At 69.8% G+C, this 19,511-nt stretch carries 13 protein-coding genes and 1 tRNA gene; 12 read left to right on the plus strand and 2 right to left on the minus strand.

What is annotated here, in order from left to right; all coding sequences use genetic code 11:
• The first annotated feature begins 252 nt into the window (after window positions 1-252).
• Window positions 253-325, plus strand: a tRNA-Thr gene (locus IE272_RS34050).
• 54 nt (window positions 326-379) lie between these two features.
• On the opposite strand, the gene IE272_RS34055 is transcribed toward IE272_RS34050, so the two are convergent.
• Window positions 380-3,007 carry a SpoIIE family protein phosphatase gene (locus IE272_RS34055; protein ID WP_190009525.1) on the minus strand — a complete coding sequence of 876 codons (2,628 nt, stop codon included), beginning with the start codon at window positions 3,005-3,007 and terminating at the stop codon, window positions 380-382.
• Between the two features lie 400 nt (window positions 3,008-3,407).
• Between IE272_RS34055 and IE272_RS34060 the strand changes: the two genes are divergently transcribed.
• From IE272_RS34060 to IE272_RS38940, 11 genes are all read left to right on the plus strand, one after another.
• The gene (locus IE272_RS34060; protein WP_056698960.1) at window positions 3,408-8,864 is read left to right on the plus strand and encodes a HAMP domain-containing protein; all 5,457 of its coding nucleotides are present in this window, start codon (window positions 3,408-3,410) and stop codon (window positions 8,862-8,864) included.
• 244 nt (window positions 8,865-9,108) lie between these two features.
• Window positions 9,109-9,792 carry a response regulator gene (locus IE272_RS34065; protein WP_032794268.1) on the plus strand — a complete coding sequence of 228 codons (684 nt, stop codon included), beginning with the start codon at window positions 9,109-9,111 and terminating at the stop codon, window positions 9,790-9,792.
• Between the two features lie 140 nt (window positions 9,793-9,932).
• On the plus strand, window positions 9,933-12,755 hold the full coding sequence (locus tag IE272_RS34070) for a DNA translocase FtsK (protein WP_190009527.1): 2,823 nt from the start codon (window positions 9,933-9,935) through the stop codon (window positions 12,753-12,755).
• A gap of 303 nt (window positions 12,756-13,058) precedes the next feature.
• The gene (locus IE272_RS34075) at window positions 13,059-13,859 is read left to right on the plus strand and encodes a helix-turn-helix domain-containing protein (protein WP_007458786.1); all 801 of its coding nucleotides are present in this window, start codon (window positions 13,059-13,061) and stop codon (window positions 13,857-13,859) included.
• 175 nt (window positions 13,860-14,034) lie between these two features.
• Complete coding sequence (gene rimO / locus IE272_RS34080; protein WP_190009529.1) at window positions 14,035-15,516, plus strand: 30S ribosomal protein S12 methylthiotransferase RimO; 1,482 nt, start codon at window positions 14,035-14,037, stop codon at window positions 15,514-15,516.
• On the plus strand, window positions 15,513-16,304 hold the full coding sequence (gene pgsA / locus IE272_RS34085) for a CDP-diacylglycerol--glycerol-3-phosphate 3-phosphatidyltransferase (RefSeq protein ID WP_050360325.1): 792 nt from the start codon (window positions 15,513-15,515) through the stop codon (window positions 16,302-16,304). The genes rimO and pgsA overlap by 4 nt, the downstream gene beginning before the upstream one ends.
• Complete coding sequence (locus IE272_RS34090) at window positions 16,301-16,810, plus strand: CinA family protein (protein ID WP_050360324.1); 510 nt, start codon at window positions 16,301-16,303, stop codon at window positions 16,808-16,810. Before pgsA ends, IE272_RS34090 begins: the two co-directional genes overlap by 4 nt.
• A 109-nt stretch (window positions 16,811-16,919) precedes the next feature.
• Entirely contained in the window at window positions 16,920-17,303 is a 384-nt protein-coding gene (locus IE272_RS34095) for a helix-turn-helix domain-containing protein (RefSeq protein WP_003965837.1), read from the plus strand.
• 236 nt (window positions 17,304-17,539) lie between these two features.
• The gene (locus IE272_RS34100) at window positions 17,540-18,010 is read left to right on the plus strand and encodes a Dps family protein (RefSeq protein ID WP_032794264.1); all 471 of its coding nucleotides are present in this window, start codon (window positions 17,540-17,542) and stop codon (window positions 18,008-18,010) included.
• 52 nt (window positions 18,011-18,062) lie between these two features.
• On the plus strand, window positions 18,063-18,254 hold the full coding sequence (locus tag IE272_RS34105; RefSeq protein ID WP_050360322.1) for a CsbD family protein: 192 nt from the start codon (window positions 18,063-18,065) through the stop codon (window positions 18,252-18,254).
• A 204-nt stretch (window positions 18,255-18,458) separates the two neighbouring features.
• Window positions 18,459-18,764, plus strand: a complete 306-nt coding sequence (locus tag IE272_RS38940) for a hypothetical protein (RefSeq protein ID WP_078961333.1) — start codon at window positions 18,459-18,461, stop codon at window positions 18,762-18,764.
• Here the strand turns inward: IE272_RS38940 and IE272_RS34110 are convergent.
• Window positions 18,712-19,476, minus strand: coding sequence for an SDR family NAD(P)-dependent oxidoreductase (locus tag IE272_RS34110; RefSeq protein WP_190009542.1), 765 nt, complete (start codon window positions 19,474-19,476; stop codon window positions 18,712-18,714). The genes IE272_RS38940 and IE272_RS34110 overlap by 53 nt on opposite strands.
• Window positions 19,477-19,511 lie beyond the last annotated feature (35 nt).

A 19,511-nucleotide genomic window follows, 5' to 3' on the forward strand; every position in this document is an offset into this window, starting at 1 on the left:
GGACCCTGTGGGAGAGTAGGACGCCGCCGAACAATTTTTCCGGGAAAGCCCCGCACCTATGGTGCGGGGCTTTTCTGCGTTCCAGGACCGATCAGCGGCCAGGCGCCTGCGCCACCCGTGTCACCGAGCCACCTGCGTGACCCGTGACCTGCGCGAACGAGGGGTGCCCGAGAGCCGCGACTCCGGCCGGCCGGGATTATGAGCATCCCCGGATCCCGTGTATGGTTTACCTCGTTGCCACAGCGCAACGAGGCCCCAATAGCTCAGTCGGTAGAGCGTCTCCATGGTAAGGAGAAGGTCTGCGGTTCGATTCCGCATTGGGGCTCAGAGAATAGCGAAAGGCCCCCGCCACTGGCGGGGGCCTTTCGCGTTGAAGGGTTCAGACGAGGGGCGGTTCCGGGACGCGCATGGCCAGGATCGCCATGTCGTCCGAGGCCGGCTCGGCCGCGAAGCGTTCCACGGCCCGCAGAATGCGTGAGGCGACCGCTCCGGCCGTCAGGCCCGTACAGGTCGACAGGACGTCCGCGAGACCGTCGTCGCCCAGCATGCGGCTTCCCTCGCGGCGTTCGGTGACGCCGTCCGTGACGCACAGGAGGACGTCGCCCGGGTTGAGGACGACCTCCTGCTCGTACAGGTCGAGGTCCTCGATCACGCCGAGCAGGGGCTGCGGTTCCGCGGCGGACTCGACCGAGCCGTCCTGGCGCAGGCGCAACGGCAGCGGGTGGCCGGCGCAGACGACCTTCAGCAGGGCGCTGCCGTCCTCCTGGGGCCACAGCTCGCCGTACAGGAGGGTCAGGAAGCGGCTGCGGGCGCCCTCGTCGAGGATCGCCGCGTTGAGGCGCTCCAGGACCGCCGGACCGCCGAAGCCCTCGCGTGCCAGCAGCCGCAGCGCGTGGCGGGCCAGGCCCGTGACGGCCGCGGCCTCGGGCCCCGTACCGCAGACGTCGCCGATGGCGAAGCCGTACGCGCCGTCGCTGATCGGGAAGACGTCGTAGAAGTCGCCGCCGACCTCGTTGCCCTCGCCCGCGGCGCGGTAGATGACCTCGATCTCGACGTTCGGCACGTCGGGGAGGCCCGGGGGCAGCAGGCTGCGCTGGAGGGACTGGCTGATCGCCATGCGCTCCGAGTACAGCCGGGCGTTGTCCAGGGCCAGGGCGGCCCGACGGGAGAGGTCCTCGGCCAGTTCCAGGATCTCCTGGCGGAAGTGGTCGTCCGAGGGCTTCCCGAGCGTCAGCATGCCGATCACGCGGTTCCGGGCGACCAGTGGGAGCACCACCGTCTCGCCGCCGACGGCCTGGGCCGTGGCGAGGATGGTGCGGGTGGCCGTGCTCATGCTCAGCGGCGCGTCGTGCTGGAGGCTGCGGGCCGAGGTGCTCAGCGCGGCACGGTGACCGGCCTCCGAAGGGGCGGCCCAGACCCGGGCGCCCGGGGTCGGTACCGGATCCGGCGGGGCGATCTTGGAGAGCAGGGCCTTGAGCCCGTCGATGAGGTCCTCGTCCTCGTGGAGCACGTAGGAGAGATAGGGCTCGGAGGACTGGTCCGCGATCGTGTAGACGGCGCACCAGGTGGCCAGGGTCGGGACCGTCATCTGGGCCATGAGCGCCAGGGTCTGGTCCCGGTCGAGCGTGCCGGCCAGCAGGTCGGAGGCCTCGACGAGGAAGGACAGGGAGCCGCGGCGCAGCCGTTCCAGCTCGCCCAGGCGGGCGGACTCCACGGCCAGCGCGATGCGGTCCGCCGCGAACTGGAGGCGCAGGGCCTCCTCGTTGGTGTAGCGGCCCGCGCCCTCCGCCGCGACGCCGAGGGAGCCGGTGAGCCGGCCCTCGACCTTCAGCGGGACCGTGACGACCGAGCGCATCCCGGTGTCGGTGAGCAGGGGCACGGCGCCGGGGACGGCGGTGAGGTCCTCGTGGACGGCCGGCATCCGGGCGGAGCCGTAGCGTCCCGTCCCGGCTTCGACGGGGACCCGGGCGAAGCGCTGGCGGGCCGAGGGGAGGCCCGTCGTGGCGCGGACCTCCAGCTCCGTCTCGTCGTCCGTGGCGAGCAGGAGGAACGCCGCGTCGGCGTCGAGCATGTCGCGTGCCCGCTCGACCGTCCGCTGGAGGAGGCCGTCGAGGTCGTCAGGGGCCGGGGAGCCGATGAACACCTCGAACGGGTCCGCGGTGCGGTTGTCGGAGGAGGCGTCGGAGACCGGGGCGCGGACGGGGGACTGGAGCACGGCGCGCTCGTCGTCGCGGACGAGGAGACAGACCGTGGAGGGTTCGCCGTCGGTGTCGCGGACCCGCAGGTGCGAGGAGTAGACGGCGATGGTCCGGCCGTCGGCGCCGCGGATTCCGTAGCTGCCCTCCCAGCGGGAGAGCTGGAGGGCGTCGGCGATGCCGGTGTTGGTCCCGGGGGTGTGCGGCCAGGCCACGAAGTCGGTGAACTGCTTGCCGGTGACCTGTTCCGCCGTGTGCCCGAAGATGTACGCGGCGTCGTCGTTCCACGCGCTGATCGCGCCGGTGCTGTCGATCTGCACGACGGCGACCCGGACCCGCTGGTCGGTGACGGGGAGGAGCGAGGTGGGCAGGACGGGGCCCGCCGAGCGGATGCCCACCGGCCGGTCGGGCAGGTCCAGCTGGAACCAGACGTGCTTACGGGTGGGGGAGTACTCGACGCCCCAGCGGGAGGCCAGCGCGGCGCAGAGCAGCAGACCGCGGCCGTTCTCGCGGTCGGGGCTGCCGAAGTCGAGGCCGTTGCTCTGGAGCGGGACCTCGCGTTCCGGATAGTGGTCGGCGACCTCGACGCGGACGCCGTCCCCGCTGCGCAGGCACAGCACGTCGGCCGCCGTTCCCGCGTGCACGACGGCGTTGGTCACGAGCTCACTGGTGAGGACGACGGCGTCGTCGACGACATCGTTGTAGCCCCACCCCTGGAGCGTGTCCCGGACGAAGGCGCGGGCGGTCGCGACGGAGCGCCCGACCGGTTCGAAGGTGGCGGCCGCGCGCGCGGTGATCACAGCACTCCCCATATGGTGTCTCGTCGCTTCCCCGAGTCCTGTGCCCGTTTATCGCCGCTTCGATTCGCTTGCCAGGCTAGACGTTCGTCGAGGGTGTCGGTTACACGAGGGCCGAGTTCGGGACAGAACGGTCCGGCAGTGGTGCGCGGGCGCACAAGTATGGACTCCCGGTGCAAGGGATGGGGGGCAACCGGGACAGGTTGCCCGCCGACCTGTCCCGGCCTGGTACGTTGCAACGATTTGACGTCCGCCCGGTCGCCCGTTGACGGTGTGCTGTGGCGGTGAGCCAAAGTGGAACTGGGCAAGCTTCCGGATAGGCCCGAGTGAAACGGTCAACCCCTGCGGGAGGGACACGGTGGAGTCTGGCGTGGCGGCGCAGGGTTCGAAGGCGCGTACAAAAGGCGGACAGTCCGTGAAAAAGCAGCGCAATGGCACCGTCGAAGTGGATGCGGCAGCTCTGAACAGACTGCTCGCGGGCCTCGTGGCGATGCGCGACGGCAACTTCCGTCGGCGGCTCACCGTCTCCGGCGACGGCGTGATGACGGAGATCTCGGCGGTCTTCAACGAGGTCGCGGACCGCAATCTCCACCTCACCGGTGAGCTGGCCCGTGTGCGGCGCGTGGTCGGCCGGGAGGGGAAGCTCACGGAGCGGCTGGAGACGGGCGCCTGCGAGGGTTCCTGGGCCGCCGCGATCGACGCCTCCAACGAGCTCGTCGACGATCTCGCGCGACCGGTCTCCGAAGTGGGCCGGGTCCTGTCGGCGGTCGCCGACGGTGATCTGGAGCAGCGGATGGAGCTGCGGTCGCACACGACGGACGAGACGGTCCGGCCGCTGCGCGGCGAGTTCCTGAAGGTCGCCCGTACGGTCAACAACCTGGTCGACCAGCTGTCGGTCTTCACCGAGCAGGTGACCCGGGTCGCCGTCGAGGTGGGCACCGAGGGCAAGCTCGGCGGGCAGGCGCAGGTGCGCGGGATGTCCGGGTCCTGGAAGGACCTCACGGACTCCGTGAACACCATGGCGTACCGGCTGACGGCCCAGGTGCGGGACATCGCGCTGGTGACGACGGCGGTCGCCAAGGGCGATCTGTCGCGGAAGGTCACCGTCCATGTGGCCGGCGAGATGCTCCAGCTGAAGAACACCGTCAACACGATGGTCGACCAGCTGTCCTCGTTCTCCTCCGAGGTGACGCGTGTCGCCCGTGAGGTGGGCACGGAGGGCGAGCTGGGCGGTCAGGCGACCGTGCCGGGTGTGGCGGGCGTGTGGAAGGACCTCACCGACTCCGTCAACACGATGGCGGGCAACCTCACCTCCCAGGTGCGCGGGATCGCGGAGGTGACGACGGCGGTCGCCAGTGGTGACCTGACGCAGAAGGTCACGGTGAGCGCACGCGGCGAGGTCGCGCAGCTCGCCGAGACGATCAACCAGATGACCGAGACGCTGCGCACCTTCGCGGACGAAGTGACGCGTGTGGCCAGCGAGGTCGGTGGCGAGGGACTGCTCGGCGGTCAGGCGCAGGTGCCGGGCGCGGCGGGGACCTGGAAGGACCTCACCGATTCGGTGAACACGGTCTTCCGGAACCTGACGACCCAGGTGCGCGACATCGCGCAGGTGACGACGGCGGTGGCCAGCGGCGACATGTCGCAGAAGGTCACGGTCGACGTGGCCGGGGAGATGCTGGAGCTGAAGAACACCGTCAACACGATGGTGGACCAGCTTCAGTCGTTCGGTTCCGAAGTGACCCGCGTGGCCCGGGAGGTCGGCGTCGAGGGCCGGCTCGGGGGGCAGGCCGAGGTGCCGGGGGCCGCGGGGACGTGGAAGGACCTCACCGACTCGGTGAACACCGCGTTCCACAACCTGACCGGTCAGGTCCGGGACATCGCGCAGGTCACCACAGCGGTCGCGAACGGTGATCTGTCGCAGAAGGTCACCGTGAACGTGGCCGGGGAGATGCTGGAGCTGAAGAACACCGTCAACACGATGGTGGCGCAGCTGTCCAGCTTCGCCGACCAGGTGACGCGGATGGCCCGGGACGTGGGCACCGAGGGCCGCCTCGGCGGTCAGGCGCGCGTGGACGGTGTGTCGGGTACGTGGAAGGAACTCACGGACTCCGTCAACTTCATGGCCGGGAACCTCACCTCCCAGGTGAGGCAGATCGCGCAGGTGACGACGGCGGTGGCGCGGGGCGACCTGTCGCAGAAGATCGACGTGGACGCCCGGGGCGAGATCCTGGAGCTCAAGAACACCATCAACACCATGGTCGACCAGCTCTCCGCCTTCGCCGACCAGGTCACCCGGGTGGCCCGCGAGGTGGGTACGGACGGGCGTCTCGGTGGTCAGGCGCAGGTGCCCGGCGTGGCGGGAGTATGGCGCGATCTCACCGACTCGGTGAATGGCATGGCCGGAAACCTCACCGCTCAGGTCCGTAACATCGCGCAGGTCGCCACGGCGGTGGCGCGCGGTGATCTCTCGCAGAAGATCGACGTGGACGCCCGGGGCGAGATCCTGGAGCTGAAGAACACCCTCAACACGATGGTGGACCAGCTGTCCAACTTCGCGGAGCAGGTGACGCGGGTCGCCCGTGAGGTGGGTACGGAGGGCATCCTGGGCGGTCAGGCCGAGGTCCAGGGCGTGTCCGGTACGTGGAAGGACCTCACCCAGTCCGTCAACGGCATGGCGAACAACCTGACCCTCCAGGTCCGCAACATCGCCGAGGTCACGACCGCGGTCGCCAAGGGCGATCTCTCCAAGAAGATCACCGTCGACGCCAAGGGCGAGATCCTCGAACTGGTCACGACCGTCAACACGATGGTCGACCAGCTGCTGAACTTCGCGGACGAGGTCTCGCGTGTGGCCCGTGAGGTGGGTACCGAGGGCATTCTCGGCGGTCAGGCGCGGGTGCGCGGGGCGACCGGCATCTGGAAGGACCTCAGCGAGAACGTCAACCTGATGGCCAACAACCTGACCAGCCAGGTGCGCAACATCTCCCGGGTCTCCTCGGCGGTCGCCAACGGCGATCTGACGAAGAAGGTCACCGTGGAGGCGCGCGGCGAGGTCGCGGAGCTGGCCGACACCGTGAACACGATGGTGACGACGCTGTCCTCGTTCGCCGACGAGGTCACGCGCGTGGCCCGTGAGGTGGGTACGGAGGGCGAGCTGGGCGGCCAGGCGCGTGTGCCGGGAGTCGCCGGTACGTGGAAGGACCTCACCGAGTCCGTGAACTCGATGGCCTCCAACCTGACCGGCCAGGTGCGGCAGATCGCCACGGTCACCACCGCCATCGCCAAGGGCGACCTGACCAAGAAGATCGACATCGACGCGCGCGGTGAGATCCAGGAGCTGAAGAACACCATCAACACGATGGTCGACCAGCTGTCCTCGTTCGCGGAGCAGGTGACCCGGGTGGCCCGCGAGGTGGGCACCGAGGGGCAGTTGGGCGGGCAGGCGCGGGTGCGCGACGTCGACGGCACCTGGCGCGACCTCACCGAGTCGGTGAACGAGATGGCCGGGAACCTGACCCGTCAGGTCCGCGCCATCGCGGCCGTCGCCACCGCGGTGACCCGCGGCGATCTGAACCTGAAGATCGACGTGGACGCGGCCGGCGAGATCCAGGTGCTCCAGGACAACATCAACACGATGATCGCGAACCTGCGCGACACCACTCTCGCCAACAAGGAGCAGGACTGGCTGAAGGGCAATCTGGCCCGGATCTCCGGTCTGATGCAGGGACGCCGCGATCTGGACGACGTGGCCTCGCTGATCATGAGCGAGCTGACGCCGGTGGTCTCGGCGCAGCACGGCGCGTTCTTCCTGGCCATGACCGCGGGCGACTCGGACGAGGTGGGGCCGGACGACGGTGCGGCCAGCGCGTACGAGCTGCGGATGCGGGGGAGTTACGGCTACTCGGCGGGTTCGATGCCGACCTCCTTCCGGCCCGGTGAGACGCTCATCGGGACGGCGGCCGAGGAGAAGCGGACGATCCAGGTGGACAACGTGCCGCCGGGTTATCTGAAGATCTCCTCCGGACTGGGGGAGGCCCCTCCGGCGCATGTGATCGTGCTGCCGGTGCTCTTCGAGGGCAAGGTCCTCGGCGTGATCGAACTGGCCTCCTTCCAGCCGTTCACGCACATCCAGCGGGACTTCCTCAACCAGCTCGCCGAGATGATCGCGACGAGCGTCAACACGATCAGCGTCAACACCAAGACCGAGAAGCTCCTGGAGCAGTCGCAGGAGCTGACCGAGCAACTGCGTGACCGCTCGCAGGAGTTGGAGAACCGGCAGAAGGCCCTCCAGGCGTCCAACGCCGAACTGGAGGAGAAGGCCGAGCTGCTGGCCCAGCAGAACCGCGACATCGAGGTGAAGAACACCGAGATCGAGGAGGCGCGGCAGGTGCTGGAGGAGCGGGCCGAGCAGCTCGCGGTCTCGATGCGCTACAAGTCCGAGTTCCTGGCGAACATGTCGCACGAGCTGCGTACGCCGCTCAACTCGCTGCTGATCCTGGCCAAGTTGCTGGCGGACAACGCCGAGGGCAACCTCTCGCCGAAGCAGGTGGAGTTCGCCGAGACGATTCACGGGGCGGGTTCCGACCTGCTCCAGCTGATCAACGACATCCTCGACCTGTCGAAGGTGGAGGCGGGCAAGATGGACGTCAGCCCGACCAGGATCGCGCTGGTCCAGCTGGTCGACTACGTGGAGGCGACCTTCCGCCCGCTCACCGCGGAGAAGGGGCTCGACTTCTCCGTACGGGTGTCGCCGGAGCTTCCCGCGACGCTGCACACCGACGAGCAGCGCCTGCTGCAGGTGTTGCGCAACCTGCTCTCCAACGCGGTGAAGTTCACCGACAGCGGGGCGGTGGAGCTGGTGATCCGGCCGGCCGGCGCCGATGTGCCCAACGCGATCCGGGAGCACCTGCTGGAGGCCGGTTCGCTGCGGGACGCGGACGCCGATCTGATCGCCTTCTCGGTCACCGACACCGGGATCGGGATCGCGTCCAGCAAGATGCTGGTGATCTTCGAGGCGTTCAAGCAGGCGGACGGCACGACGAGCAGGAAGTACGGCGGCACCGGCCTCGGGCTCTCCATCAGCCGGGAGATCGCACGGCTGCTCGGCGGCGAGATCCACGCGGCGAGCGAGCCGGGACGCGGTTCCACCTTCACCCTGTACCTGCCGCTGCACCGCGCCGAACTGCCGCCCCAGGGCTACCCCCCGGTGGGTTCCGGTTCCGCCGAGGTGCTGGGCGGCACGGGCGAGTTGGGACACCTGCAGTCCCCGCAGGGCCAGTCGGCTCCGTTCGGCGACCCGGCCAACTCCGCCGGGATGTTCCGGCGGCGGCGCAAGGCGCTCGGGGACGCGACCCGCAGGGCCGCGCTGCCGGCCGGCCGGACCACGCCCGAAAGCTCCCCGCAGCAGGAGGAGTGGGTGCAGGGGAGCCAGGGCGAGAGCCAGGTTCAGGGCCAGGCGGCGGAGAAGAAGGAGCCCCGGCGGACGTTCCGCTTCCGCGGTGAGAAGGTCCTCATCGTCGACGACGACATCCGTAACGTCTTCGCCCTCACCAGCGTGCTGGAGCAGCACGGGCTGGCGGTGCTGTACGCGGAGAACGGCCGCGAGGGCATCGAAGTCCTGGAGCAGCACGACGATGTGACGGTCGTACTGATGGACATCATGATGCCCGAGATGGACGGGTACGCGACGACGACCGCGATCCGGCGGATGCCGCAGTTCGCCGGGCTGCCGATCGTCGCGCTCACCGCGAAGGCGATGAAGGGCGACCGGGAGAAGGCGATCGATTGCGGGGCTTCCGACTATGTGACGAAGCCGGTCGACCCTGATCACTTGCTCGCGGTGATGGAGCAGTGGATGCACGGAGAGTGATCGAGAATTGAACGAACGAGCGTAATTTGTTGACCGACTGTGCTCGAACGGGTGTGAACGCGCTGTATCCGGGGAACCTTCTGGTCTCCCACCGCGTTTGCGGTATGTGCACAGTGACATCGCGGTGACAGGGTGTGGTGACGGGCGGGGTGCGGCTACCATGACCGGCACAAGGATGGACGGCGTAAGGGAGTCGTCCCCTGGGGCGGCACCCGGTGCATTTCCGGGGCGAGGAGGACGGGCCATGGTGCAGAAGGCCAAGATCCTCCTGGTCGATGACCGGCCGGAGAATCTGCTGGCGCTGGAGGCCATCCTCTCTGCGCTCGATCAGACACTGGTCCGGGCATCGTCAGGGGAGGAGGCGCTCAAAGCGCTGCTCACGGACGACTTCGCGGTCATTCTGCTGGACGTCCAGATGCCGGGCATGGACGGTTTCGAGACTGCCGCGCACATCAAGCGGCGGGAGCGGACCCGGGACATCCCGATCATCTTCCTCACCGCGATCAACCACGGTCCGCACCACACCTTCCGCGGTTACGCGGCCGGTGCGGTGGACTACATCTCGAAGCCGTTCGACCCGTGGGTGCTGCGGGCCAAGGTCTCGGTCTTCGTCGAGCTGTACATGAAGAACTGCAAGCTCCGCGAGCAGGCCGCGCTGCTGCGACTCCAGTTGGAGGGCGACGGCCACGCGGGCGGCGAGCACGAGAAGGAGCCGGCCGGACTGCTGGCCGAACTCTCCGCGCGGCTCGCGGCGGTCGAGGAGCAGGCCGAAGCGCTCTCCAAGCAGCTCGACGACGAATCCGCGGACGCCGCTGCGGTAGCCACCGCCGCCCACCTCGAACGCAAGCTGACCGGCCTGCGCCGCGCGCTCGACGCGCTGGAGCCGGGCACCGGCGGGGGTACGGGCGTGCTGCCCGCACAGAGCTGACGCCTCCCGCCCCTCCGGCTCGGCCCGCGCCGGCCGCCGCCGTGAGGCGACGTCAGTTCCCGGCCCGTCGAAGGCGACACGGTCGGGTGAACCAGTAGGCGAACGTGTTCACGGGCGACGACAGCGGTAACCTCGGCACCATGGCCTCACGTACGTCCGGCAAGGGTTCCCAGGGCACGGCGGGCACCGCGAAGCGCGTCGGCCGTACCTCGGGCCCGGCGAAGAAAGCCGCGCCCGCCAAGAAGACCGCGCCCAAGAAGTCGGCTGCTCCCGCGAAGAAGGCTCCCGCGAAGAAGGCGGTGGCCAAGAAGCCCGCGCCCAAACCCGCACCGTCACCCACCGGGGGCGTCTACCGGCTGGTGCGGGCGGTCTGGCTCGGGGCGGCGCACGGTGTCGGCGCGCTGTTCCGCTCGATAGGGCGCGGGGCCAAGGGACTTGACCCCGCCCACCGCAAGGACGGGCTCGCGCTGCTGCTGCTCGGCCTGGCGCTGATCGTCGCCGCGGGCACCTGGTCCAACCTCCAGGGACCGGTCGGCGACCTGGTCGAGATGCTGGTGACCGGGGCCTTCGGCCGGCTCGACCTGCTCGCGCCGATACTGCTGGGCGCCATGGCGGTGCGGCTGATCCTGTACCCGGAGCGGCCCGATGCCAACGGCCGCATCGTCATCGGGCTGTCCGCCCTGGTCATCGGAGTCCTCGGCCAGGTCCACATCGCCTGCGGCTCGCCGGGCCGGGACGATGGCACCGAGGCGATGCAGGACGCGGGCGGGCTGATCGGCTGGGCCACCTCCAAGCCGCTGATCTTCATGATGGGCGAGGTCCTCGCCGTACCGCTGCTGGTGCTGCTGACCGTCTTCGGGCTCCTCGTCGTCACCGCCACCCCGGTCAACGCCATTCCGCAGCGGCTGCGTCAGTTCGGCGTCCGCCTCGGCATCGTGGAACCGGAGCCCGAGACCGGCGACGGGTACGAGGACGACGACGAGCGCTACGACGAACAGTGGCGCGAGGCGTTGCCCGAGCGGACCCGCCGACGCGGCGCGCGGCGTACCGACGCGGACCCGGTCTACGACCACGACCAGGCCGAGGCGGAAGCGCTCACCAAGCGCAGGAGGCCCCGCAGGCCCTCCGCGCAGCCCGCGATGAACCGGCCGCTGGACGCGGTGGACGTCGCCGCGGCCGCTGCCGCCGCGCTCGACGGGGCCGTGCTCAACGGCATGCCGCCCTCGCCGATCGTCGCCGACCTGACCCAGGGCGTCTCCGTGGACCGGGAGCGCACCGGGACGCCCGTGCCCGGGGCCCGGGAGGCCGAGCGGGACGGTGCGGGGACGTCCGGGACGGGGCGCCGGGCGGACCGGTCCGACGACGCCGACGACGCGACCGGCGGTGACACCTCCGGCCGGTCCGGCGCCGTTCCCGACCTGACGAAGCCCGCACCGGAGCGTTCCGAGGGCCTGCCCGCCCGCGCCGAGCAGCTCCAGCTGTCCGGCGACATCACGTACTCGCTGCCCTCGCTCGACCTGCTGGAACGCGGCGGACCGGGCAAGACCCGCAGCGCCGCCAACGACGTGGTCGTCGCCTCGCTGACCAACGTCTTCTCCGAGTTCAAGGTCGACGCCGCGGTCACCGGCTTCACCCGGGGCCCGACCGTCACCCGCTACGAGATCGAGCTCGGCCCCGCCGTGAAGGTCGAGAAGATCACGGCACTGGCCAAGAACATCGCGTACGCCGTGGCGAGCCCGGACGTGCGGATCATCTCGCCGATCCCCGGCAAGTCCGCCGTCGGCATCGAGATCCCCAACTCCGACCGCGAGATGGTCAACCTCGGGGATGTGCTGCGCCTCGCGGACGCCGCCGAGGACGACCACCCGATGCTCGTGGCGCTCGGCAAGAACGTCGAGGGCGGCTACGAGATGGCCAACCTCGCCAAGATGCCGCACGTCCTGGTCGCCGGCGCCACCGGTTCCGGCAAGTCCTCCTGCATCAACTGCCTGATCACCTCGATCATGGTGCGGGCCACCCCGGACGACGTGCGGATGGTCCTCGTCGACCCCAAGCGCGTCGAGCTGACCGCGTACGAGGGCATCCCCCACCTCATCACCCCGATCATCACCAACCCCAAGAAGGCCGCCGAGGCGCTCCAGTGGGTCGTGCGGGAGATGGACCTGCGCTACGACGACCTCGCCAACTTCGGCTACCGGCACATCGACGACTTCAACCACGCGGTGCGCAACGGCAAGTGCAAGGCGCCCGAGGGCAGCGAACGGGAGCTGTCCCCCTACCCGTACCTGCTGGTGATCGTCGACGAGCTGGCCGACCTGATGATGGTGGCCCCGCGCGACGTCGAGGACTCGATCGTCCGCATCACCCAGCTGGCCCGCGCGGCCGGCATCCACCTGGTGCTCGCCACCCAGCGACCCTCGGTCGACGTGGTGACCGGCCTGATCAAGGCCAACGTGCCCTCCCGGCTCGCCTTCGCCACCTCCTCCCTCGCCGACAGCCGGGTCATCCTCGACCAGCCCGGCGCCGAGAAGCTCATCGGCAAGGGCGACGGGCTCTTCCTCCCGATGGGCGCCAACAAACCCACCCGTATGCAGGGAGCGTTCGTCACCGAGGACGAGGTCGCCGCCGTCGTCCAGCACTGCAAGGACCAGATGGCCCCGGTCTTCCGGGACGACGTCGTGGTGGGAACGAAACAGAAGAAGGAGATCGACGAGGACATCGGCGACGACCTGGACCTGCTCTGCCAGGCCGCCGAACTGGTCGTCTCCACCCAGTTCGGATCGACCTCGATGCTCCAGCGCAAGCTCCGGGTCGGCTTCGCGAAGGCGGGCCGGCTGATGGACCTGATGGAGTCCCGCAACATCGTCGGACCCAGCGAGGGCTCCAAGGCGCGCGACGTCATGGTGAAGCCTGACGAGCTCGACGGGGTGTTGGCCGTCATCCGCGGGGAATCCGCTCCGTAAAGGTTTTGTGGGCAACCGTTTCGTACGGTCGTACGTCCAGTTGAAGGGAGGGACGGAACCGTGCTCCTCCCCGCAGCTCGCTCCGTCGTCACCTCACCCGTACTCCCACCCCGTTCGGCCCACTACAGGTTGACCAGTCCTCGATCGGGGCTGTGCTCCGTCCCCGCTCCGCCCCGGAGCCGGCGGCGGGGCCGTCCGGCGAACCCGATGGCGTACAAAGTCGTCCCTCCCGGTTGCCCCTCCCTTTCGTACCCCCCCTAGACTGAACATCCAGCAGGTGGCTCACGCTCGAAAGGCGCCCCCGTGTCCATCGGCAACTCCCCCGAAGACGACCGGCCTTCGATCGGTCGTGCCCTTCAGCAGGCTCGTATCGCCGCAGCTCTGACGGTCGAGGAAGTCAGCAGCTCCACCCGGGTGCGCATCCCCATCGTGCACGCGATCGAGCAGGACGACTTCTCCCGCTGCGGCGGCGACGTCTACGCCCGCGGCCACATCCGCACGCTCGCCCGTGCCGTCGGCCTCGATCCGGAACCGCTGGTCGAGGAGTACGACGCCGATCACGGCGGCCGTCCCGCACCGACCCCCGCGGCTCCGCTCTTCGAAGCGGAACGCATCCGCTCCGAACCGCGACGGCCCAACTGGACCGCCGCGATGGTCGCGGCCATCGTCGCCGTCATCGGGTTCGTCGGCTTCACGCTCTTCAGCGGCGAGGACGAACCCTCGAACACCGCGCAGATCGCGGAGGGCTCCAAGCCCGACAAGACCGCGGCCAAGCCCACCGCCACCAAGCCCTCCGACCCCAAGCCCGTGCCCTCCGAGAGCGCCATCGCCGCCGCCCCCCGGGACAAGGTGACGGTCAAGCTCAGCGCGGACCGGGGCAAGAGCTGGATCTCGGCCAAGGACCACAACGGACGGCTGCTCTTCGACGGGCTGCTGCTCCAGGGCGAGTCCAAGACCTTCCAGGACAAGGAGCGCATCGACCTCGTCCTCGGCGACGCCGGGGCGATCGAACTCTTCGTCAACGGCAAGCAGGTCGAGGACCGCTTCGGTCCGGGCCAGGTCGAACGGCTTTCCTACACCAAGGGCGACCCCGAGGCCGGCTGATCCGCCGCACCTCCGTTTCCACGCACGTCCCGACGGGCGTCCGGCCTCGCGCCGGGCGCCCGTCGGCGTTCCCCGGCCCGGACTCTGTTACTCCCCGTAGCGGGGAAGGGGCGGTGGCAGGGGCAGGCAACCCTGCACGGCAGGGGGGCCGCCGGAACAAAGTAGTCTTGAGTCCATGCCCGAACGCCGTACCGTCGCCCTTGTCACTCTTGGCTGCGCCCGTAACGAGGTGGACTCGGAGGAGCTTGCAGGCCGCTTGGCAGCGGACGGCTGGGACCTCGTCGAGGATGCCTCCGACGCGGATGTCGCAGTCGTCAACACCTGTGGGTTCGTCGAAGCCGCCAAGAAGGACTCCGTCGACGCCCTGCTCGAAGCCAACGATCTGAAGGATCACGGCCGCACCCAGGCCGTCGTCGCCGTCGGCTGCATGGCCGAGCGCTACGGCAAGGACCTCGCCGAGGCCCTGCCGGAGGCGGACGGCGTCCTCGGATTCGACGACTACGCCGACATCTCCGACCGGCTCCAGACCATCCTCAACGGCGGCATCCACGCCTCGCACACCCCGCGGGACCGCCGCAAGCTGCTGCCGATCAGCCCCGCAGAGCGGCAGGACGCCGCCGTGGCGCTGCCCGGCCACGCCCAGGAGGCGCCCGCCCCCGCGCCCGAGGACCTCCCCGAGGGGGTCGCGCCGGTCTCCGGGCCGCGGGCGCCGCTGCGCCGCAGGCTCGGCACCAGCCCCGTTGCCTCGGTGAAGCTCGCCTCCGGCTGCGACCGCCGCTGCTCCTTCTGCGCCATCCCCTCCTTCCGCGGCTCGTTCATCTCGCGCCGCCCCTCGGACGTGCTCCAGGAGACCCGCTGGCTGGCCGAGCAGGGCGTCAAGGAGGTCATGCTCGTCTCCGAGAACAACACCTCCTACGGCAAGGACCTCGGCGACATCCGCCTCCTGGAGACCCTGCTGCCCGAGCTGGCCGACGTGGACGGCATCGAGCGGATCCGGGTCAGCTACCTCCAGCCCGCCGAGATGCGCCCGGGCCTCATCGACGTCCTCACCTCGACGCCGAAGGTCGCTCCGTACTTCGACCTGTCCTTCCAGCACTCCGCCCCCGGCGTGCTGCGCGCGATGCGCCGCTTCGGCGACACCGACCGCTTCCTGGAGCTCCTGGACACCATCCGGAGCAAGGCCCCCCAGGCGGGTGCCCGCTCCAACTTCATCGTCGGCTTCCCCGGCGAGACCGAGGCCGACCTCGCCGAGCTGGAACGCTTCCTCACCGGTGCCCGTCTCGACGCGATCGGCGTCTTCGGGTATTCGGACGAGGAGGGCACCGAGGCGGTCGGCTACGAGAACAAGCTCGACGCCGACACCATCGCGGAGCGCCTCGCCCACATCTCCCAGCTGGCCGAGGAGCTGACCTCGCAGCGGGCCGAGGAGCGCGTCGGCGAGACCCTCCAGGTGCTGGTGGAGTCCGTGGAGTCGGAGGAGGACGGCGAGGTCGCGATCGGCCGCGCGGCGCACCAGGCTCCCGAAACCGATGGCCAGGTGGTCTTCACCACACGCGAGGGACTCGTGCCGGGCCGTATGGTCGAGGCAAAGGCAGTGGGCACCGAGGGCGTCGACCTGGTGGCCGAACACCACGAGCTTGCGGAGGTAGCCAGATGACCGGAGTCCCGGCATCCGCGGCAGGCGGCTCCGGCGCGAAGCCGGTCCGCGGCGGCAAGCTGGGCACTGCGGCCGTCAACCAGGCCAGCCTGTGGAACATCGCCAACATCCTGACCATGGTGCGGCTGCTGCTCGTGCCCGGGTTCGTCCTGCTGCTGTTCCACGACGGCGGATACGACCCGGTCTGGCGCGCGTTCGCCTGGGCGGCCTTCGCCGTCGCGATGATCACCGACCTGTTCGACGGTCATCTGGCACGGGCGTACAACCTGGTCACGGACTTCGGGAAGATCGCCGACCCGATCGCCGACAAGGCGATCATGGGCGCGGCGCTGGTCTCGCTGTCCGTCCTGGGCGATCTGCCGTGGTGGATCACCGGAGTGATCCTCGCCCGTGAGCTGGGCATCACGCTGATGCGGTTCTGGGTCATCCGGCACGCGGTGATCCCGGCCAGCAGAGGCGGCAAGCTGAAGACGCTCGCGCAGGGGACGGCGGCCGGGATGTACGTCCTGGTGCTCACCGGACCCCTGGCGACCTTGCGCTTCTGGGTGATGATGGTCGCCGTCGTGCTGACGGTCGTCACCGGACTCGACTACGTACGCCAAGCCGTCGTCCTGCGTCGTCAGGGCCTCGCCGCCGAGCGCGCCGCCGCGGCCGAGCGGACCGCGGAGGCCCTCCAGGCCACCGCCGGCGCCGCGGCCGACGCCGGTCCGGCCGCCGGAGCCGTGGCCGGCGCGAAGGACGTACACGCTGCTGCCGAGGCGCGCGACGCCGCGGAGGCCGAGCGGTGACAGCCGCTGCCCGGGTGCTCCGGCTTCTCGGAGCGCGGGGCGAGACGCTCGCCGTCGCCGAATCGCTGACCGGCGGCCTGGTCGCCGCCGACCTGACCTCCGTACCCGGCGCCTCCCGGTCCTTCCGCGGATCGGTGACGGCGTACGCCACCTCCCTGAAGCGGGACGTCCTGGGCGTCGACGAGAGCCTTCTGGCGGAGCGCGGAGCGGTGGACCCCGAGGTCGCGCTGCGGATGGCGGTCGGCGTGCGCCGGGTACTCGACGCCGACTGGGGCGTCTCCACCACGGGGGTCGCGGGACCGGAACCGCAGGACGGGCAGCCGGTCGGGACGGTCTACGTGGCCGTGGCCGGGCCCTCCGGCGTCGAGAAAGTGACAGCTCTGCGGTTGAATGGTGGGAGGGCGGATATCCGTAGTGAGAGTGTGCGAAGCGCCCTCGAACTGCTCGCGGGCGAACTCGGTGAGAATGCGCGGGCACAGGATACGGAACAGAACGGGGGGAATTGATGTTTGCAGCCCTGAGTGAACACGACATCGCTCCCCGCACGGCCGCAGCACAAGGCGGTACGGTAGGGCGTGAAGGATGCGGCTACGCGGTCCGAGGAGGGAGCCACCGATGATTCTGCTCCGTCGCCTGCTGGGTGACGTGCTGCGTCGGCAGCGCCAGCGCCAAGGCCGTACTCTGCGCGAAGTCTCCTCGTCCGCCCGGGTCTCGCTCGGTTATCTCTCCGAGGTGGAGCGGGGGCAGAAGGAGGCATCCTCCGAGCTGCTCTCCGCGATTTGCGACGCGCTTGACGTACGGATGTCCGAGCTCATGCGTGAAGTGAGCGACGAGCTCTCGCTCGCTGAGCTGGCCGAGTCGGCAGCTGCCAGTGATCCGGTCCCAGTACCGGTTCGTCCCATGCTCAACTCCGTCTCCGTCTCGTCGGTCGCAGGTGTGCCGTCGGGCCGGGTGACCATCAAGGCGCCCGCAGAAGCGGTGGACGTCGTCGCCGCCTGATCCACGCGGCACAGTTGCTCGACCGGAGTCCCGGTCGGCCCCTACCGGGGCCGGCCGGGACTTCTGCGTGTGCCGCCGGGCCCTCCTTCTGCGCTGTCTGCGTGAGGCATGTGTGAGCCGTCGGTCGGTGGGCAGACGGAGGACAAGGCCCACATGACCGTTTTGCTTGATATGTGCCATCGTGGGTGATGCGCAGAGACGGTCAGTGAAGAGGTCGACGGATGGGAGCAGTGGATATGTCTGTGGTCAAGAGCACGTTGTCCGAGAGCGACCTCAAGGTCGTGGGAACGGCGCTGCAAGGCGCTCTGGTGGACCTCGTGGACCTCTCCCTGGTGGCCAAGCAGGTCCATTGGAACGTGGTCGGTCCGCGCTTCCGCTCCGTACATCTTCAGCTCGACGACGTCGTCGTCACAGCCCGGCAGCACTCCGACACGGTCGCCGAGCGCGCCTCGGCGGTCGGGGTCAATCCGGACGGGCGCTCCGGCACGGTGGCCAAGGAGACCGCCATCGCGTCCGTGCCCGAGGGCTGGATCAAGGACACCGACGCCGTGCGGATCCTGGTGGACGCACTGGGCGTGGTCATCGGCCGGATGCGGGAGCGCATCGAGGCGACCGACGAGCCGGATCCGATCACCCAGGACCTGCTGATCGGGCTGACGGCGGAGCTCGAAAAACACGCGTGGATGTTCCAGGCCGAGAGCGCCTGAACCGGCGCCCGGCCGGCGAACGAGATACATCCCGAGCAGAAGGAGCGACATCATGAGCGACGGAGCCATGGACAAGATGAAGGGCAAGGGCAAGGAGGCGGTCGGCAAGCTGACCGGCGACCGCCGCAAGGAGGCCGAGGGCAAGGCCGATCAGGCCAAGGGCGGAGCCAAGGACGCGGCCGGCGGAATCGGCGACCGCGCCAAGGGCGTGAAGGACTCCCTCCGCCGGGACGACGACAAGTAGTCCTGAGCCTGACGACGACACACGTAGTCCTGAGCCTTCGGAGCCACCGCCCCAGGGTTCCAGTGCCCCCGCCGTTACGGCGGGGGCACTCCTGTGTGGGTGACCCCTCGGTCGGGCGTTCTGGATGCACCGCCGCCGCTGCCAGGGGAAACTGCCGGAAAGGACGCCGGTCGAGGAGGCAGCGATGAAGCCGAGGAGGCAGCGGTGATACGGCGGTGGGTGCCGGCGCTGGTTCTCGGCGGGCTGTGGTGGTGGGCAGTGCTCCGGCTGGTGCTGCACCCGGAACAGGCAGGGCTGGTGGAGGGGGCGGTGGCGGCTGGGGGCTGGGGGCTGAGCCTGTTGCCGGTCCATGTCGCGTCGGTGGTGCCGGTGGCACCGGTGGCGCCGGTGGGCCCGTTGGGGCGGTCGGGGCGGTCGGGCCCGTCGGGCTCGTTGGGGTCGTTGGTGAAGCGGCGGTCTACCAGGGCATGGCGACGCCGCCGTTCGGCCGGAGAATCTGACCGGTCATGAAGGCCGAGGCGTCCGAGGCCAGGTGCAGCACGGTGTGTGCGACGTCCTCGGGTTCACCGACCCGGCCCAGCGGGGAGATCCGGGCCATGGTCGTCTCCGTCCGGCGCCGGTCCGCGGTGTCGTGCCGGTCGGTCATGGGCGTACGGATCCAGCCGGGCGCGACGGCGTTCACCCGTATGGCGTGGGGCCCCAGCTCCGTGGCGAGCGTCTTGGTGAGCTGCACCACGGCGGCCTTCGCGACGCTGTAGCAGAGCAGGCCCGCGCTCGCGGAGTCCACGGCGCCGGATGCCATCGTGATCAGCGAGCCGGGGGCGGAGCGGGCCGTCATGGAGCGGGCCACTTCCTGGCAGGCGTACAGCACCCCCGTGAAATTGACGGCCAGCACCCGGGCCAGGTCCTCGTCCGCCGTCTCCAGCACGCTGCTGGTGTGCATGATCCCGGCCGAGGCGACCAGGACGTCGAGATGCCCGGCCGCGTCGACGGCCGCTCGGATCTGGTCGCGGTCGGTGACGTCGAGGGGATGGGTCCGGGCGCTGCCGCCCGCGTCGGCGATCAGGTCGTAGGTCCGGCGCAGTCCCGTCTCGTCGCGGTCCGCGCAGTGCACCGTGGCCCCGGCCTCCGCGAGCAGCAGGGCGCTCGCCCGCCCGATGCCGCTCGCCGCGCCCGTGATGAACACGGCGCGGCCCGTGAGGTTGTACGCGGAGAGAGGCATGACGGGACCGTACGACCGTATCTGACGAGGCGTCA

Origin of the sequence: Streptomyces anulatus (assembly GCF_014650675.1) — a bacterium.
In the GTDB taxonomy this organism is placed as follows: Bacteria; Actinomycetota; Actinomycetes; order Streptomycetales; family Streptomycetaceae; genus Streptomyces; species Streptomyces anulatus.

Bases quoted from the DNA above. Each gene is read 5' to 3' on its own strand.
- IE272_RS34095 (WP_003965837.1), top strand. From the start codon at position 16,920: ATGATTCTGCTCCGTCGCCTGCTGGGTGACGTGCTGCGTCGGCAGCGC.
- IE272_RS34105 (WP_050360322.1), top strand. From the start codon at position 18,063: ATGAGCGACGGAGCCATGGACAAGATGAAGGGCAAGGGCAAGGAGGCG.
- IE272_RS34100 (WP_032794264.1), top strand. From the start codon at position 17,540: ATGTCTGTGGTCAAGAGCACGTTGTCCGAGAGCGACCTCAAGGTCGTG.
- pgsA (WP_050360325.1), top strand. From the start codon at position 15,513: ATGACCGGAGTCCCGGCATCCGCGGCAGGCGGCTCCGGCGCGAAGCCG.
- IE272_RS34065 (WP_032794268.1), top strand. From the start codon at position 9,109: ATGGTGCAGAAGGCCAAGATCCTCCTGGTCGATGACCGGCCGGAGAAT.
- IE272_RS34070 (WP_190009527.1), top strand. From the start codon at position 9,933: ATGGCCTCACGTACGTCCGGCAAGGGTTCCCAGGGCACGGCGGGCACC.
- rimO (WP_190009529.1), top strand. From the start codon at position 14,035: ATGCCCGAACGCCGTACCGTCGCCCTTGTCACTCTTGGCTGCGCCCGT.
- IE272_RS34055 (WP_190009525.1), bottom strand. From the start codon at position 3,007: ATGGGGAGTGCTGTGATCACCGCGCGCGCGGCCGCCACCTTCGAACCG.
- IE272_RS34110 (WP_190009542.1), bottom strand. From the start codon at position 19,476: ATGCCTCTCTCCGCGTACAACCTCACGGGCCGCGCCGTGTTCATCACG.